At 62.2% G+C, this 16,676-nt stretch carries 14 protein-coding genes; 10 read left to right on the top strand and 4 right to left on the bottom strand.

Annotated elements, in window-relative coordinates; genetic code table 11:
* Positions 1-39: 39 nt before the first annotated feature.
* From JXQ94_RS14155 to JXQ94_RS14130, 6 genes are all read left to right on the top strand, one after another.
* The gene (locus tag JXQ94_RS14155) at positions 40-678 is read left to right on the top strand and encodes a TetR/AcrR family transcriptional regulator (RefSeq protein WP_421924428.1); all 639 of its coding nucleotides are present in this window, start codon (positions 40-42) and stop codon (positions 676-678) included.
* 130 nt (positions 679-808) lie between these two features.
* Entirely contained in the window at positions 809-1,354 is a 546-nt protein-coding gene (locus JXQ94_RS14150; RefSeq protein ID WP_421924774.1) for a LysE family translocator, read from the top strand.
* Between the two features lie 93 nt (positions 1,355-1,447).
* Complete coding sequence (locus JXQ94_RS14145; RefSeq protein WP_421924427.1) at positions 1,448-2,224, top strand: glycosyltransferase family 2 protein; 777 nt, start codon at positions 1,448-1,450, stop codon at positions 2,222-2,224.
* Positions 2,221-3,900, top strand: a complete 1,680-nt coding sequence (locus JXQ94_RS14140) for an ArnT family glycosyltransferase (protein ID WP_421924426.1) — start codon at positions 2,221-2,223, stop codon at positions 3,898-3,900. Before JXQ94_RS14145 ends, JXQ94_RS14140 begins: the two co-directional genes overlap by 4 nt.
* A 132-nt stretch (positions 3,901-4,032) precedes the next feature.
* Positions 4,033-6,435, top strand: a complete 2,403-nt coding sequence (gene gyrB / locus JXQ94_RS14135) for a DNA topoisomerase (ATP-hydrolyzing) subunit B (RefSeq protein ID WP_421924425.1) — start codon at positions 4,033-4,035, stop codon at positions 6,433-6,435.
* A 186-nt stretch (positions 6,436-6,621) separates the two neighbouring features.
* Positions 6,622-7,530, top strand: coding sequence for an aspartyl protease family protein (locus JXQ94_RS14130; RefSeq protein WP_421924424.1), 909 nt, complete (start codon positions 6,622-6,624; stop codon positions 7,528-7,530).
* Between the two features lie 38 nt (positions 7,531-7,568).
* Here JXQ94_RS14130 and JXQ94_RS14125 read toward each other — a convergent pair whose 3' ends face one another.
* The 4 genes from JXQ94_RS14125 to JXQ94_RS14110 all read right to left on the bottom strand — a co-directional run bounded on the left by JXQ94_RS14125 (position 7,569) and on the right by JXQ94_RS14110 (position 13,661).
* Positions 7,569-8,576 carry a hypothetical protein gene (locus JXQ94_RS14125; RefSeq protein WP_421924423.1) on the bottom strand — a complete coding sequence of 336 codons (1,008 nt, stop codon included), beginning with the start codon at positions 8,574-8,576 and terminating at the stop codon, positions 7,569-7,571.
* 209 nt (positions 8,577-8,785) lie between these two features.
* Positions 8,786-11,572: a DNA polymerase I gene (gene polA / locus JXQ94_RS14120; protein WP_421924422.1), complete on the bottom strand. Its 2,787-nt coding sequence runs from the start codon at positions 11,570-11,572 to the stop codon at positions 8,786-8,788.
* 310 nt (positions 11,573-11,882) lie between these two features.
* Positions 11,883-13,412, bottom strand: a complete 1,530-nt coding sequence (locus JXQ94_RS14115) for an SLC13 family permease (RefSeq protein WP_421924421.1) — start codon at positions 13,410-13,412, stop codon at positions 11,883-11,885.
* Positions 13,413-13,463: 51 nt separating this feature from the next.
* Positions 13,464-13,661: a zinc-finger domain-containing protein gene (locus tag JXQ94_RS14110; RefSeq protein ID WP_295695192.1), complete on the bottom strand. Its 198-nt coding sequence runs from the start codon at positions 13,659-13,661 to the stop codon at positions 13,464-13,466.
* Between the two features lie 91 nt (positions 13,662-13,752).
* Between JXQ94_RS14110 and JXQ94_RS14105 the strand changes: the two genes are divergently transcribed.
* The 4 genes from JXQ94_RS14105 (at position 13,753) to JXQ94_RS14090 (ending at position 16,108) form a co-directional block, all read left to right on the top strand.
* Positions 13,753-14,724, top strand: coding sequence for an ABC transporter ATP-binding protein (locus JXQ94_RS14105; protein WP_421924420.1), 972 nt, complete (start codon positions 13,753-13,755; stop codon positions 14,722-14,724).
* 189 nt (positions 14,725-14,913) lie between these two features.
* Positions 14,914-15,297: a hypothetical protein gene (locus tag JXQ94_RS14100; protein WP_421924419.1), complete on the top strand. Its 384-nt coding sequence runs from the start codon at positions 14,914-14,916 to the stop codon at positions 15,295-15,297.
* A 98-nt stretch (positions 15,298-15,395) separates the two neighbouring features.
* Positions 15,396-15,686: an autorepressor SdpR family transcription factor gene (locus tag JXQ94_RS14095; protein WP_421924417.1), complete on the top strand. Its 291-nt coding sequence runs from the start codon at positions 15,396-15,398 to the stop codon at positions 15,684-15,686.
* Positions 15,687-15,697: 11 nt separating this feature from the next.
* Positions 15,698-16,108 (top strand): hypothetical protein, encoded by a 411-nt coding sequence (locus tag JXQ94_RS14090; RefSeq protein ID WP_421924416.1) that lies wholly within the window; start codon positions 15,698-15,700, stop codon positions 16,106-16,108.
* Positions 16,109-16,676 lie beyond the last annotated feature (568 nt).

The following is a 16,676-nucleotide window of genomic DNA, read 5'->3' as shown; positions in this document are numbered from 1 at the left end:
GAATGCGAATTCGCGTTCACATTTAAGGGTGGTTCAGACATGAGTCAAGGAGTGCGGCCGACACGGCAGGCGCGTTCGCGTGAAACCCGGGACAAGCTGGTGCAGGCGCTGGACACTTGCCTGCGCAAAAAGTCTTTTGCAGACATCACTATAGCCGAGCTGGCCGAGACTGCCGGCCTGTCAGTGGGCGCGGTCTATCGCCGCTTTGAAAACAAGGATGCCTTCATCCCGGTAATCTTCGAGCTCTATCGGGCGCGCCTTGGTGAGTTCACGGCCAATGAGGGGCGGTTGGAGATCGATCCCGCAATTGGCCTCCGTGCCACGCTGCGGGCGGCATGTGAAACCGGCTGGTCCTTCTTGCAGCGCGATGGCTACCTTGTTCGCGCGGCTCATCTCTATGCGCGGATCCGACCCGATCTGATTGGGGATGATTGGGAGGAAATGCTGGAGATGGCGCGGGAATCCGGCCGCCAGTTGCTGCGCCTCTTCGGCGACGAGGTTAAGCGGTCTGACCCGGAAGAAGCCGCGCAAATGTTTACCTATCTGATGAATACCCTGCCGATCGAGCGGGCCCTCTACCGGGAGGAGGGAGCGGCGGTAATCCTGACCATACCAGACGCGCAATTCGTCTCGGCCATCTCCGACACCCTGTACGGCTATCTCGTCACGCCCGACTGAGGTGATGCTTCGACCCTGTCGCAGGTTTCAGTCTATAGCCAAGCCTGTTTAGCGAGCGGAAACCGATGACGCCGGAAACCCTTCTTCTCTTCGCCGGAGCCTTNNCACACCGGGCCCGGGCATCGCAGCCATGATAGCGCGGACCCTTGATACGGGGCCCTGGCATGCGGCGGTCTACGGCGCAGGGATCCTTCTGGGTGACATGTTCTGGTTCACCCTGGCGGTGACCGGCCTGTCAGCCATCGCTACCCAGCTCTCTGCCTTCTGGGTCGCCGCGAAGATTATAGGCGCGCTCTATCTGGGCTGGATGGCATTCAAGGCCTTCTGGAGTGCGTGGACGGGCGCGCGGCCAAAGCCGGTCTTCAAGGCCGGTTCGAAGCGCGGCTGGATCGCCACCTTTGTCGCAGGCATTGCCATGCCGCTCTCCAATCCCAAGCCGATTGTCTTCTATCTGACCCTCGTCCCGGCCTTTGTTCCGCTCGAGGCGATCACGCCGCTCAGCTATTTGCTGATGCTGGCCATCATGATCGCCATGGCGGTGCCGACCGCGGGCTTCTATATCGGGCTCGCACACCGCGCGAGGAACTGGATGTCGACGCCGCAAGTCCGACGGGGAGCTGACATCCTCACCGGCTGTGTCATGACCGGGATCGCAATCCTCCTGATCCTGCGCTAGCGCTGACAGGTACTTTCGTCACCGAACCGCATTCAGGTTTGAAACTGCCGCCAAAGCGGCACACACTCCGGACCACGTTATCAGGGCTGTTTCATGAGCGAGATGAACTCCACGGACTTTCGTCGACCCGACCGGTCAGGCAGCGAATTGCGGGCTTCCGTTGTCATTGCCGTGCTGGACGAGGCGGAGAATGTCGCCGCTGTGTGCGAGGAAGTGCTGCGTGAGATGGAACGCGCCGGCGCCTTTGAAATCGTCTTCGTGGACGATGGTTCGACCGACGCCACGCCGGACATTCTCCAGGACATTGCCGCCAGGGATGACCGTGTTCGCCTGATCCGACATGACCGGCGATGCGGCAAATCTCAGGCCGTTCGCTCCGGTGTGCTGGCTGCGCGGGCCCCCTGGATCGCCACGCTTGATGGTGACGGCCAGAACGATCCGGCTGACCTGCCTGACATGCTCGAAAAAGCCTGGACTGCCGACGGCGTCGCTCCGCTTGTTGCGGGCACCCGGGTCCGTCGCAATGACCCGGTTTCGCGGCTGATCGCCACCCGCATCGCCAATGGCTTCCGCGCGACTGTGCTGGGCGATCACTGCCCCGATACGGGGTGCGGCGTGAAAATATTCGACCGCGACAGCTTTCTGCTCCTGCCCTGTTTCGAGGGGATGCACCGTTTCCTTCCCGCGCTCTTCCAGCGCTACGGCCACCCCCTGATCAATCATCCGGTCAGCCACCGGGCCCGCCATGCCGGGCAGTCCAAATACACCAATCTGGGGCGCGCCTTTGTCGGGATTTTCGATACGATGGGCGTGATCTGGCTGGTTCGCCGCACCAAGGCGCCGGGGCGGATCGAAGAGCGTCTGTCGTGACCTCCGTCGGATCGGACGCGCACCGGCTGGGCTGGAAGGATTGGCTGATCCTTGTGGCCGTGTCGGCGCTGGTCCTCCTGCCGGGGATATCCTCCTTGCCACCCGTGGATCGCGACGAGTCCCGTTATGCCGTCGCCACCAACCAGATGCTGGAAACCGGCGATTACATCGATATCCGCTTCCAGGAGGAGCAACGCTATCTCCAGCCGGCCGGCATTTACTGGCTGCAATCGATCGCAGTCGCCGTAACCGGGACAGCGGATGATCGCGAAATCTGGGCGCACCGCATCCCGTCCTTCCTGGGCATACTCGCCGCGGTCCTGATGACCGGGGCGATCGCGACACGGCTATATGGCCGCCATGCGGGCTATGGCGCGGCGCTCCTTGTCGCGACCGCGTTTGCCGTCGGATTTGAAGCGCGGATCGCCAAGACTGATGCCGTTCTGCTCGCGACTATCACGGCCGCCCATCTGGCTCTGATGCGGACCTATCTCGAGCCGAAGGGACATTGGTGGAGGCCGGCCCTTTTCTGGGCCGCATTGGGCGGCGGGCTGATGATCAAGGGACCGATCATCCTTCTCTTTGTCGGCCTGACCCTCATCGCACTGGTGATCTGGGACCGAAAGTTTGCCTGGCTTGGGGCGTTGAAGCCTCTCTGGGGCGTACCGCTTTTCCTGGCGATTGCCCTGCCCTGGTATGTGGCGATCGGAATCGTGTCCGATGGCGGGTTCTACGCAGAAGCGGTCGGAGACAGTCTGATGGGCAAGGTTGGCGAGAGCCAGCAATCCCACGCCGGACCGCCGGGATATTATCTCGGCCTGTTATCACTCAGTTTCTGGCCGGGCTCACTCTTCTTCGTTTTTGCCGCCTGGTTTGCCTGGACCCGGCGCGCAGAGCCTGCAACACGCTATCTGATTGCATGGATCGTCCCGGCCTGGATTGTCTATGAACTGATCGCCACCAAGCTACCGCACTATGTCATGCCACTCTATCCGGCGATGGCCTGTTTGGCGGTCGCTGCGATCTTCCAGCCCGGCGACGCGCGTGCGCCCCTCTGGCTGCGGGTGGCTGCCGGCCTTTACGCCGTGATCTGGCTGGTTACGAGTGGGTTTGTGGCGGCGTTTGGCGCGGCCTTGCTGCAATGGTCCGAGGGCCAGCTTTCACCGGTCCTGATTGTGGCCGGGGTGGCGATCCTGGTCTCGGCCATGGCGGCTCTTGGCCTCTACCTCTCAGGCCGCAAACCGAAAGCGCTCGCAGCCGGCCTGGTTGCGGGCGGGCTGGCCGTTGTGACCGTCTATGCGGGCACCCTGCCACGTCTCGACACGCTTTTCCTGACGCCCCGCATTGTTGCGGCCGTGGAGGCGTTGTCCGAGTGTGAGCCGACGCGACTGGTCACATCGGCTTATCGCGAGCCGTCGCTTGTTTATCGTCATGGCCCTTATGATACGCGTCTGGCTAATGGCCCCGCCGACGCTGCGGACACGCTCGCTGACGACCCGGCCTGCACAGTGGCGCTGATCGACGCCAGCGAGGCCGACGCCTTCCTCAATCGCGCCGAAAGTCTCGGCCTGGACCTCGATGCCCTCGCAGTGATCGAAGGCCAGAACTACTCCAATGGCGACGCGATGAATCTGACCCTGTACCGGGCCGGGCCCCGCACCGGCAACGGTGAGTAGAAAGCATTGGCACGCAGGGCATCCCGCCGGTTGAGCACGTGATTGTGCCCTTCAGGTGACTCACGCGTGCGCGCGTGCGTACGCGTGTGCGCGCGAGTGGTCACAAAGCCGCGAAACCTGTACAACAAAACCATGACGGAACAAGCGAATCAGGAATACGGCGCGGAGTCGATCAAGGTCCTCAAAGGGCTCGACGCCGTGCGCAAGCGCCCGGGCATGTATATCGGTGATACCGATGACGGTTCGGGACTTCATCACATGGTCTATGAAGTCGTCGACAACGCAATCGACGAAGCACTGGCGGGCCACTGTACGGAAGTCCTGGTGACGCTCCATGCCGATGGCTCGGCCTCGGTGCGCGATGATGGTCGGGGCATCCCGACCGATATCCACCAGGAAGAGGGTGTTTCGGCGGCGCAGGTCATTATGACCCAGCTCCATGCCGGCGGTAAGTTCGACCAGAATTCCTACAAGGTCTCCGGTGGTCTTCACGGCGTTGGCGTGTCTGTGGTGAATGCCCTGTCAGACTGGATGGACCTGACCATCTGGCGCAATGGCAAGAAACACTGGATGCGATTCCGCCGCGGTGATGCGGAAGACGACCTCAAGGTGATGGGGGATGCAGAGCCGGGCCAGAAGGGCACGGAAGTGCGCTTCATGCCGTCGGAAGAAACTTTCACCATGACCGAGTTCAGCCGCGAAACGCTGCAGCACCGCCTGCGCGAGCTGGCTTTCCTGAACTCCGGCGTCAAGATCACCCTGCGTGACGAGCGCGAGGCCGAGGTCTATTCCGACACCATGGTCTATGAGGGTGGCGTCGCCGAATTCGTCGCCCACCTCGACCGCAACAAGACTCCGATCTTCACGCCGCCCGTCCTGATCCAGGGTGAGAAGGACGGCGTGATGGTCGAGGCGGCGCTGGAGTGGAATGACAGCTATCACGAGAATGTCCTCTGCTTCACAAACAATATCCCGCAGCGTGACGGCGGCACCCATCTTGCCGGTTTCCGCGGCGCCCTGACCCGCATCATCAACAATTATGCCGGCTCGTCGGGCCTGGCCTCCAAGGCCAAGGTGTCGATCTCCGGGGATGATGCCCGCGAAGGTTTGACCTGCGTTCTGTCAGTGAAGGTGCCGGATCCGAAATTTTCTTCCCAGACCAAGGACAAGCTGGTCTCGTCGGAAGTTCGCCCGGCCGTCGAGGGCGCCGTAGGCGAGGCCCTGGCCGAATGGTTCGAGGAACACCCGACCGAAGCCAAGATGGTGGTCGGCAAGATCATCGAGGCCGCGGCTGCCCGCGAAGCAGCGCGCAAGGCGCGCGAGCTGACGCGACGCAAGTCGGCGCTTGATATAACGTCTTTGCCCGGCAAGCTGGCGGACTGTCAGGAGAAGGATCCGGCCAAGTCGGAACTCTTCATCGTCGAGGGTGATTCAGCCGGCGGTTCTGCCAAGCAGGGGCGTCACCGCGAGAACCAGGCCGTCCTGCCATTGCGCGGCAAGATCCTCAATGTCGAGCGCGCCCGCTTCGACAAGATGCTGTCCTCCGACCAGGTCGGAACCCTGATCACGGCGCTGGGCACGGGCATTGGTCGCGATCAGATCAATTACGAAAAGCTGCGCTACCACAAAGTCATCATCATGACCGATGCTGATGTCGACGGTGCCCATATCCGCACGCTTTTGCTCACCTTCTTCTATCGTCAGATGCCGGAGTTGATCGAGAAGGGCTATCTCTACATCGCCCAGCCGCCGCTCTACAAAATCGCCAAGGGCCGGTCCGAACGCTATGTGAAGGACCAGGCCGAGATGGACGCCTATCTCATCGAGGAAGGCGTGTCGGACGCGCATCTGACCCTTCATGGCGGTGAAGTTGTCACCGGGCAGGATCTGGCCAGCCGCGTCGCCGCTGCCCGTCAGGTCAAGCTCTCGATTGATCGCATGACCGCCCGCGCTCCGGGGTTTGCCCTGGAAGCCGCGGCCCTTGCCGGCGCCCTCGTGCCCGAACCAAGCGACGCGTCCGTCACCATTGCCGCGGAGCGTCTCAACTCCTTTGCCGATGAAGGCGAGGATGGCTGGGGCGGTCGGGTCGATCCTGAAGATGGAAATCTGGTTTTCGAACGGGAAGTGCGCGGCGTGACCGAAACCGTTGTGCTGGACCGCAATCTGCGCGCCAGTCCGGATGCCAAGCGGCTCAATGAGCGCGCGATCGCGGTCAGCGATGATTATGCGGGCCGAGCGAGTTTCGTGCCGAAAGCCGGTCCGGTGACCATCAACTCGCCTCGTGAACTGGTTGATGCCGTCATTACCTCTGGTGCCAAGGGAATGAAAATTCAGCGCTATAAGGGACTGGGCGAAATGAATCCCGGCCAGCTCTGGGAAACCACGCTCGATCCGAATGCCCGCTCGCTTCTCCAGGTCTCGGTCACCCATGCCGACACCGCCGACGAGCTTTTCTCCAAGCTGATGGGAGATGTGGTCGAACCACGCCGCGATTTCATCCAGGAGCATGCGCTCGAGGCGGAAGTCGACGCGTAAAGCGCCGAGACTTCGCTGAAACTGAAAACGCCCGCCTGGTCCAGGTGGGCGTTTTTGTGCCAGGACAGATCCCGTATTTCTGTCTGCCAACTCTCTTCTGGATTAAATTCCAACAAGATTTCCAACTCTTAAGCTTGGTGGGGCGTCAGGTCTGGTAGACGGGACGCGATTTTTGGAGAGACCCTCATGAACCAAGCCCTGCTCGCCTCTGCCCTTGTTCTTGGTGCTGCGTCCCCTGCGCTTGCCCAGCCGGAACCGATCGTCGAAGCGACGATGGACCGCGGTTCGCGCGGGCATCTCATTATCGATGTTGAAGTCAACGGTGCGGGCCCCTTCCCCTTTCTTGTCGACACCGGCGCTCAGGGCACGGTTGTCTTTCCGGCCCTCGTGGAGGCCCTGGAAATCGCGGCGATTGAAGGCCGGCAAGTCATGGTGCAGGGCGCGTCAGGACTCACACAGGTGAGCTTCTACACCCTGGACAGCCTCGAGATCGGTGATATCGAACTTGCCGACTTCGACGTGGTGGGTGGTCCGCAAGGCGCCAGCGAAGCCTTTGCCACCTACCGGACCTACGGGATCATCGGCGCGAACATACTCAATGATTATTCCGTCGAATTCGATTTTGCCGACCAGGCCATGCGCCTGTTCAATCCCGAAACCGATTTCGAGCAAGCCAGCGACGGATGGAGCCGCACCCCCTATACGCTCAATCGCGCCGGATTCGCGGTTCTCGATGCCGAGATAAACGGGACTGATCTCGCTGCCGTGTTGGATCTGGGCGCTTCGCACAATGTGATCAATGCCGCGGCAACAGACGCACTTGCCTTCGCTCCGGAAGAACTGACGGCACGCACCGCGACCATTCGCGGGTTTTCCGGCAATGGCGAGGCGCCGCCCCTGGTTGACGGCAACGCGATGACCACGGGCGACTGGCAAGTGACAGATGTCGAGCTGGCCGTTTTCGACAGCCCCGCTTTCGGTGCGTTGGGACTGGGTGAGACTCCGGCCATGTTCCTAGGCTTTCCGCTCTTCGAGGGCCGCTCTCTCCTGTTCGATCGGGCGCAGGAAGAACTCGTCATCAGCCCTCGCGCCTGATCGCGGAGATGCATCCATGGTGAACAAAGCGGCCCCGGTCAGGCGAGGGCTGCCCGATATGAGTCTTTCATGGCCTCCGGGATGGTGTCCTGCGTGTCGATCACATCGCAGAAATGCCGGCGCAGGTGGGATTTGAGAGCTCCGTCCAGCGGCAGATCGGTGAACCCGTCCGTCATCTCGGCGAAGGCGCCGCCCAGCAACGCCTCGATCTGATCGGCTGACGAATACTCGCTGACCCGCCGAGCCGCCCAGACCCGGGCCTTGTCGAACGAGCCGCCAAACACCTCGCGCTCCTTCTCGATCGTTGGTGGGGCACCTTCAATCCCCGCCCAGGCATCCATGATGCCCGACAGGACCCGGTTCATACGCGCCATGGGAACCATCCGGTCCTGCAGCGAGGCATTGGAGTGGCGCTCACTTTCAGTAACCCGTTCAATCGATTGCCGTGCCGGCCGCAGCACGTCGAGCTCGGCCTCATACCGGTCCCAGAACTGGTCAGGCTGGTCACGCATCTCGTCAGACGACAGGAAAACCACACGCTCGAAATGCTGTCCGAAAACTTCCCGGATATGGTGCAGGTCCAGAACCCGTTCGATCAGCGTCCGGTGCTTGACCAGATATGCCTGGCCAGTGTCGTGATCGCCGCGCCGTATCACCTGTTCATGGGTCGAGCGGATCCAGCCGACCGGGTTGCGCACCATGAATAGTGCGACGGGCGCGATCGCGACCTGACCCGTCATCCTGGCAGCAAGCCGATGCAGGTCGGCGATCCTGTCCTGCTCGGCGGGACGGCCCAGATAGGCCCAGCTGAACCCTTCCGCCGAAGCAACAAGGCTGGTGCCGACCCGCGCCCGGGCGCCAAGGTCGACCCGCGGCAGGTTGGCGGCATTGTCCGTCAAGGCCAGCTGCCGCGCCGCGTTCGCCGCCTTCGCCAGGCTGACACCGGTATACTGATCGTCCACCCCCCACACATTCTGCAGGAAGGTCGACCCGCATTTGGGCAGGCCGAAGTGAATGAATTTTGCCGGATAATCGTGCGCCATCATCGTCTCCAGCCTCTCCCCCCTGATCGCACGACGCTAGATTGATCCGGCATTCCGCGTCGAGTTGCGATTGGGGTTCCGGGCGCGGCCTGGTACCTCCAGGCTGTGTCATCACCGGGACATAACTCCCCGAGAGACAGACCTCCGCTCTACAGCCCGCCTTCGCGGGCTATCCTCCCGGAATGCCATGCGTGAATAAGGACTAGAGGCTCTTAGTGAGCCTCACCCCAGGTCATCCCGGCCTTGGCGTCCACGACCAGCGGGACACTCAGCTCCAGAGCGGGCGCGCACGCCTCCCCCATCACTTTTGCGGCCAGGGCGATCAGATCTTGTGCCTGACCTTCGGGGACTTCAAACACCAGCTCATCATGCACCTGCAGCAGCATGCGGGCGTCCAGATTGGCGGCGCGGATGGCGTCGTCCATGCGGATCATGGCGCGGCGGATGACGTCGGCGGCCGAGCCCTGGATCGGCGCGTTGATCGCCTGGCGTTCGGCGAACATGCGCATGTTCGGATTCTTGTCCCGAATGCCGGGGAAATGGGCACGGCGCCCGAAGATGGTCTCGACAAAGCCTTTTTCGGACGCTTCGGCCTTCATCGCATCCATATAGGCCCGGATCCCGGGGAATTTCTCGAAATAGGCGTCAATGAAGGCCTTGGCCTCCTCGCGCTTGACGCCGATCTGGTTGGCGAGGCCGAAGGCCGAAATGCCGTAGATCACGCCGAAATTGATCGCCTTGGCCTTGCGGCGGACCATTGGATCCATGCCCTCGATCGGCACGCCGAAAACCTCTGAAGCGGTCATGGCGTGAATATCGGTGCCGTCGCGGAAGGCCTGTTTCAGACTGTCGACCCCGGCGATATGGGCCAGAAGCCGCAATTCGACCTGGGAATAGTCGGCGGCAACCAGGACATGACCGGGTTCGGCGATGAAGACTTCGCGGATCTGGCGGCCCGCCTCGGTCCGGATCGGGATGTTTTGCAAATTGGGTTCGGTCGAGGACAGCCGCCCGGTTGTCGTCGCGGCCAGCGAGAAAGAGGTGTGGACCCGCCTTGTGTCGCGATTGATGTGCGCGAAGAGACTGTCGGAATAGGTCGATTTCAGCTTTGCAAACTGGCGGTATTCCAGCAGCGCGACAGGCAGGGCGTGCCCCTCGGCGGCGAGCTGGTCGAGCACAGCAGCATCGGTCGACCAGGCCCCGGTCTTGGTCTTCTTGCCGCCGGGTAACCCCATTTCTCCAAACAGGATTTCTCCGATCTGCTTGGGGGACGCCACGTTGAAATCGCGCCCGGCTGCCTCGTGTGCTGCGGCCTCGGCCGCCATCATCTTCTGGCCGAAATCCGAGGACAGGCGATTGAGCTGGTCCGGATCGACCTTGATGCCGACCCGTTCCATTTTCGACAGCACCTCGGCCATGGGACGTTCCAGCGTCTCGTACACGGTGGCCAATTTCTTGGCGACGAGCGCCGGCTTCAGGATTTCCCACAGCCGCAGCGTGATGTCGGCATCTTCGGCCGCATAGAGCGTCGCCTTGTCCAGCGGCACCTTGTCGAAGGTGATCTGGTTCTTGCCGGTGCCGCAAATCTCCTTGAAGGGGATGCAGGTATGGCCGAGATGAAGCTCGGCCAGCGCATCCATGCCATGCCCGTGCAGCCCGGCGTCCATGACGTAGGAGATCAGCATGGTGTCGTCATAGGGCGCGACATCAATGCCGTAGCGCGACAGCACGCCCAGATCATATTTGAAGTTTTGCCCGATCTTGAGGACGGCCGGGTCTTCCAGCAGAGGTTTCAGGGCCTTCAGCGCCTGATCCATCGGGATCTGCTCCGGCGCGGCGCCGGTGTCGAACATGTCGCCCGTGCCCTGCGGATCGACATGGGCGAGCGGGATGTAGCAGGCCTGCCCCGGCGCTGTGGCCAGCGAGATACCGACCAGGCCGGATGCCGTCGAGGACAGGGCATCGGTCTCGGTATCGACCGCGATCTGTCCGGCCTCGTAGCACCGGGCAATCCAGCGCTCGAGCGCCTCCATTGTGGTCACGCATTCATAATCGTCGCGATTGATCGGCGCCGTGGCATCACCGGTCTCATCGGCGGGCGGGCCGCCCAGAGCCTCTTCGACCTTGCGGGTGAAGGAGCGGAACTCCATCTCGCGCAGGAAGGGGACGAGGACTTCCGGATCCGGCTCGCCGAGCCCGAACTCCTCAAGCGTCTCCGGCATCGGCGCGTCGAGCTTTAGCGTCACCAGGTCGCGAGAGATGCGGGCGTCCTCGGCATGGGCGAGCAGCTTCTCGCGCCGGCCCTTCTGCTTGATCTCGCCGGCGCGCTCCAACAGCGTGTCGAGATCGCCATATTCATTGATCAACAGGGCTGCGGTCTTCACGCCGATCCCCGGAACGCCGGGCACATTGTCGACACTGTCCCCGGCGAGGGACTGGATATCGATCACCTTGTCCGGACCGACCCCGAACTTTTCCATCACTTCCGGGGCGTGGATGCGCTTGTTCTTCATGGCGTCGAACATGGAGACCTTGTCGGTCACCAATTGCATCAGATCCTTGTCCGAGGAGACGATGGTGACATCCGCGCCCAGGGCCTCGGCCTGGCGGGCATAGGTGGCGATGATGTCGTCGGCCTCGTAATTCTCCAGCTCGATGCAGGGCGTGCCGAAGGCGCGGGTGGCATCACGGATGATGGAGAATTGCGGCACCAGGTCCTCGGGCGCCGGCGGCCGGTTGGCCTTGTAGAGATCATAGAGGTCATTGCGGAAGGTCTTGCCGGAATGGTCGAAGATCACGGCCAGATGGGACGGCTGGTCGTCGCCCTTCAGGTCCTCCAGCAACTTCCACAACATGTTGCAGAAGCCCTGCACCGCTCCGGTCGGCGTCCCGTCGGTACGGGTCAGCGGCGGCAGCGCATGATAGGCCCGGAAAATATAGCCCGACCCGTCGATCAGATAGACGTGGCTGGTCTCGTCGACGGGTTTGGTCGTGGCCATGGGGCAGGTCTCCGGGCGGATGCGCAGGCGGGCAAATCAGTTGGATCGGAGACTAGCGCGGGGACGGCGCCGGGTCATGGGCGGAGTATGTGTTGCGGGGTGCAATTCTCACAAGGAGGCAGTCATTGCGCCGTTTGCTGCTCCTCCGCCGGGGAGACGTGCCGCGCTGTGCCAATAGTGAGGCGGCGCGATAGCGCCGATCAACGAAACTCGCTGGCGCCGCGTCACGGCATGCCTCTCACCCCCGGGTGCGGATGCACTTCGGGGCCCTTCCCCAGTCGGGCAGGGGCAATTTTCGTGCTGTCGCGGTTTAGCCGAAGAGCACGAAAATGCCGGCGATGATGGCAATGGCGGCCAGATTGATCCGCACGCCGGCTTTCATCATCTGCAGCTGGGTCACGGCACCTGAGGCGTAGACGATGGCGTTTGGCGCGGTCGCGACGGGGAGCATGAAGGCGGTCGAGGCGGCAATGGCGACGGGGACGACCAGGGTCTCCGGTTCCACGCCAGCTTCCAGTGCGATGACGCCGAGCACGGGCAGGAAGGCCGTCGTGGTCGCGACATTCGAGGTCAGCTCGGTGAGGAAGACGACTGCGGCCACAAAGATCAGCAGCAGGACGGGCAGTGGCATGTCGGCAAGGAAGCCCATCTGCCCGCCCAGCCAGTCGGCCAGACCTGTCGAGGAGAGGGCCGCCGCCAGCGAGAGACCACCGCCGAACAGGATGACCACATTCCATGGCAGGCGGGCGAGGCCCTCCCAATTCATGAGCATTTCGCCCTGGCGGTCGCCGCGATCACCAGCGGGGACGAGGAAGGTGGTGAGCGCACCCATGACGGCGATCTGGGTATTGCCAAGGGCGAGGGTGACCGGCATGTCGAGCGTCGTGCCGATCCAGGCCAGCAGTGGGTTCCAGCCCCACTCCGTGCCCGGCTGACCGATCAACTCGCCGGGCAGCTCGCGGCCCATCCACAGGATGGCGACCGTGCCAAAGAGGAGGGCGACCCGCCACTCCGGTCGGGTCATGCGACCCAGACGTGCGAGCTCGGTGCGGACCAGTTCCTTGGCTGCGGAACTGTCGCCGCCGCCCTTCAGATTGAAGGCGAGGCGGGTGAGGATGAACCAGGCCACCGGGATCAGGAGCGCAACAATGGGCAGGCCCATCCCCATCCATGTGGCGAAATCGATCGAGATATCGAACTCGTTCTGCAGATATCCGATACCGATCAGATTGGTCGGCGTGCCGACCGGTGTTGCCATGCCGCCGATCGAAGCTGCATAGGCGACGCCCAGGGCCAGGGCCGGGGCGAAGAATTTCGAGCTGACGCCCTCACGCTCGACTTCCTGGGCCACACGCAGGGCAATTGGAATCATCATCAGCGTGGTCGCGGTATTGGAGATCCACATCGACAACAGGGCTGACGCCAGCATGAAGCCGAGAATGAGCGCGGCCGGGCGACCGCCGAAGCCGCTGACGATATTGAGCGCGATCCGCGTGTGCAGGTTCCAGCGTTCGATCGACAGGGCGACGATGAAGCCACCCAGCAGCAGCATCACGATCGGGCTGGCATAGGGGCTGGTCGCGGCACCGGTCGAGGTGATGCCCAAGAGCGGGAACAGTGCGATCGGGATCAGCGCAGTGGCAGCAATCGGGATGGCTTCGGTCGCCCACCAGACGGCCATCAGGAGCGCGAGGGAGGCCAGCAGCCAGGCTTCCCGGCTCAGTCCGTCAGGCAGGGGCAGGAATTGCAGCAGCCCGGCCAGGGCAATCCCGACCAGCAGACCAATGACTTGTGATGCGGATTTGCCGCGCGTGGCGGGCGTTGTGTCATTGTCTGGCACAGAACGCCTCCCCAGCCGTCTGTTGCAGACCCGTCAATCTGTCGCGATGCGTCAGGCTTTGGGGTCTTCGGCGGATCCGGCTCTCACGAAGCGGCGATCACAATAGGGGCATTCGACGAAATCATCCTGGCCCATTTCCAGATAGACACGCGGATGCCCGAGCGCGCCATCGCCGCCGTCGCAGGCCATGCGGTGCTGGTCGGTGACAATGATTTCGGACGGCGGTACGGAATTGGCGGCGTCGGCCATGGACAAGCCCTCATGGACAGGAGGAATGACGATCCCTAAGTGTGGGTCCTAGTTATGGCCTTTGGCCCTCATCCGTCAATTCCGAGGCGACATGTCCGACAGCTCTTCCCATTCCGATTTCGCCCCTGATTTCGCAATCGAGGCCACCGGCCTGCAGAAGACCTATCGCGGCTCCAAGCTCGCTGAGCCGAAAGTTGCGCTGAAGGGGATCGACCTGAAAGTGCCGCGCGGCTCGATCTTCGGGCTCCTGGGTCCGAACGGGGCAGGCAAATCGACCTTCATCAATATCTTTGCCGGCCTGGTGAAGAAGTCCGGTGGTACGGCGAAAACCTGGGGCATCGATATCGATCAGGACAGCCGCGCTGCGCGCGCCGCGATCGGGGTGGTGCCGCAGGAAATCAATATGGACGTCTTCTTCACACCCCATGAGACGCTGGAGTTGATGGCCGGCTTTTATGGCGTGCCCAAGGCGGAGCGCAAGACGGATGAGTTGCTGGAGGCTGTTGGCCTGTCCGACAAGCGCAATGCCTATGTGCGCCAGCTTTCCGGCGGCATGAAACGGCGCCTCCTTGTGGCCAAGGCGATGGTTCACACCCCTCCTGTCCTGGTGCTCGACGAACCGACCGCCGGGGTCGATATCGAGCTGCGCCGTCAGCTCTGGGACTATGTGCGCGAACTGCATGCCCGCGGCACAACGATTGTCCTGACCACGCACTATCTCGAGGAAGCCCAGGAATTGTGCGACCAGATCGCCATTATTGATCATGGGCAGGTGATTGCCTGTGAGCCCAAGGAAACGCTTCTGAAGCGGATGGATTCCAAGACGCTGGTCATTGAGCCGGCCGAGGCGCTGAGCGCCGTGCCGGCCGAGCTGGCAGGTTATGACGCCGAGATCCGCCCGGACGGGGCGCTGGCCATCACCTATCGCTATGGCCAGCAATCGGTCGCCGAGATGATTGAGAAGTTCCGCGCGGCCGGGGGCAGGATCGAGGATTTGCGTACCGAGGAGGCCGATCTGGAAGATGTCTTCCTTGCGCTCACCTATAACCGTCAGGATGGCTGATCCCTGCGCGCGCGTCTGCGGGGACTCTGACCGTCACCATCCCGCCTGACCTGCCCCTTTTTCGGCATGATTGCAGGCCATTCTGCCGGTGGCCGAAGGAGGGCCGCAACGGCCGGATCCGCAGACTTGCCCGATTAACAGACTTGGCAATTCAGGTGATCGGGCATTGAAGAAAACAGGGAGGCTCGCATGCGCACGAATTCTATCCGGAAGTTTTTCGCCATTTCGGTCAGCGCGCCGCTCTTTGTCGGTCTGTCCTGGTTCTTTGGTGTCTTCCTCCAGCCTCAAGGCGAAACGGGGGCCGGCTTTGCTCTCATTCTCATCCTGATCAGCGCTGTCGCCGCGATCTGGCTTTATGGCTGGCTGATGCGACCGGGCCGGAAAGTGCATTTCCGCAATCGCGGCGTGGACGGATTTGATCGTGACTGGGGTGTCGGCATGACCGGTTATTCCCAAACCAAGGAGGGCCGTCGCCGCCGCGATGATAGCGATGGCGATGATCTTGGTGGCCGTCGCAATTCAGGCGATATGGATGATGGCGCCGATGATGTCGGCGGTCCTGGCTGGGCCTGATCCGTCCGGCTGATTCAAACCGCGCCCCGGTATCATCCGGGGCGTTTGTGCTGGTGGTCTTCTTGACATCGCTTCGATGATTAGCTAAATGTCTTTTCATGAATGATGTTTTCAAGGCCCTCTCTGACCCGACCCGCCGCGAAGTGCTCCGCCTGTTGAAGTCGGGCCCGCGATCAGCCGGTGACCTCGCCGACGCCTTTCCGGTGTCGCGACCAACCATGTCAGCTCATTTCAACGTGCTGCGCGGGGCCGGGCTGGTCTCGACCGAGAAGGTCGGGAAGTCGGTCATCTACCATCTCAATGTGTCGGTGCTGGAAGAGGCGCTGCTGGGCTTTGCCGGGGCGTTCGGCCTGGGCACCGGTGTGCCGCCGGTCAGCCCCTCGGAATGAAAGGAAATGCCATGATCACCCGCTCGCTGAAGGGCTCGCTTGCCCTCGCCGCCATTCTCCTGGGTACGGCCTACGGGCTGTCGCTTCTGGCTGATTTCAACTGGGTCGGCCCGGACATGCCTGATCGGGTGACCCAGGTCATGATCGGGTTGATTCTGGTCCTGTTTGGCAATGCCACCGGCAAGCGCCCGTCTGACGCGGACCCGGCCCGCGATGGCAAGCCGGGCATGATGGCGGCGCGGCGCTTTTTCGGCCTGGCCCTGGTGGTCGGCGGCCTCATCCATGCCATTGCCTGGCTTGTTGCTCCGCTCGAAATGGCCAACACACTGTCCATGGCGGCTGTGATTCTTGCCCTGGTCGCCGGCCTGGGCCGGGTCGCCTACGCGATTCTTGCTCAGCGCGTGACGCCGGACCAGGAGTGAGGCGCTATCGGCACTGACGAGCCGCGCGCGCTGATCGGCAGGCGTATAGCCGCGTTGCGCACCTGAACCGCATCGGCTATGGGTTCGGCTTCGACGCACCCATAGCTCAGCTGGATAGAGCGCTGCCCTCCGAAGGCAGAGGTCAGAGGTTCGAATCCTCTATGGTCCGCCAGTTTCAACTTCCCGCCTTAAGTGTTTGATTTGATGCGACGCTGATGTCGGAAGTTAACCGGCCTTTGAGCTTGCAGACCATATATTCGCGCTGTTCAAAGCGGTTGGAAGGTCTGCGCCAATCCGTCCAGCCTGCATCGACTCACATGGGGCGACGATCATTGTACTTCGGTCGGTTCGTTTAAATCCAAATCCCGCGCTTTAATTTAAACAGCATTTATTCATTTCTGCTTGGCGCAATTTATTCGACCCGAGCCTTATCGGACTTCATAACAATCCTGCGCCGCGCAAAGGGATTGCCATTCTTTAAAGCTGTCTGTCGTTTCCGAGAATGAACCGCCGTAAAAGAAGATATGACGAAAAGCGCAGCCGGAACGCCTTGCATAACGGTGTGCGC

The sequence above is a fragment of the Maricaulis maris genome (genome assembly GCF_049116555.1).
Taxonomy (GTDB): domain Bacteria; phylum Pseudomonadota; class Alphaproteobacteria; order Caulobacterales; family Maricaulaceae; genus Maricaulis; species Maricaulis maris_C.
The sequence above is the reverse complement of the archived record's forward strand: the minus strand, read 5'-3'. Positions and strand labels throughout refer to the sequence as shown.

Bases quoted from the DNA above. Each gene is read 5' to 3' on its own strand.
- JXQ94_RS14155 (WP_421924428.1), top strand. From the start codon at position 40: ATGAGTCAAGGAGTGCGGCCGACACGGCAGGCGCGTTCGCGTGAAACC.
- JXQ94_RS14150 (WP_421924774.1), top strand. From the start codon at position 809: ATGATAGCGCGGACCCTTGATACGGGGCCCTGGCATGCGGCGGTCTAC.
- JXQ94_RS14145 (WP_421924427.1), top strand. From the start codon at position 1,448: ATGAGCGAGATGAACTCCACGGACTTTCGTCGACCCGACCGGTCAGGC.
- gyrB (WP_421924425.1), top strand. From the start codon at position 4,033: ATGACGGAACAAGCGAATCAGGAATACGGCGCGGAGTCGATCAAGGTC.
- JXQ94_RS14130 (WP_421924424.1), top strand. From the start codon at position 6,622: ATGAACCAAGCCCTGCTCGCCTCTGCCCTTGTTCTTGGTGCTGCGTCC.
- JXQ94_RS14125 (WP_421924423.1), bottom strand. From the start codon at position 8,576: ATGATGGCGCACGATTATCCGGCAAAATTCATTCACTTCGGCCTGCCC.
- polA (WP_421924422.1), bottom strand. From the start codon at position 11,572: ATGGCCACGACCAAACCCGTCGACGAGACCAGCCACGTCTATCTGATC.
- JXQ94_RS14110 (WP_295695192.1), bottom strand. From the start codon at position 13,661: ATGGCCGACGCCGCCAATTCCGTACCGCCGTCCGAAATCATTGTCACC.
- JXQ94_RS14105 (WP_421924420.1), top strand. From the start codon at position 13,753: ATGTCCGACAGCTCTTCCCATTCCGATTTCGCCCCTGATTTCGCAATC.
- JXQ94_RS14100 (WP_421924419.1), top strand. From the start codon at position 14,914: ATGCGCACGAATTCTATCCGGAAGTTTTTCGCCATTTCGGTCAGCGCG.
- JXQ94_RS14095 (WP_421924417.1), top strand. From the start codon at position 15,396: ATGAATGATGTTTTCAAGGCCCTCTCTGACCCGACCCGCCGCGAAGTG.
- JXQ94_RS14090 (WP_421924416.1), top strand. From the start codon at position 15,698: ATGATCACCCGCTCGCTGAAGGGCTCGCTTGCCCTCGCCGCCATTCTC.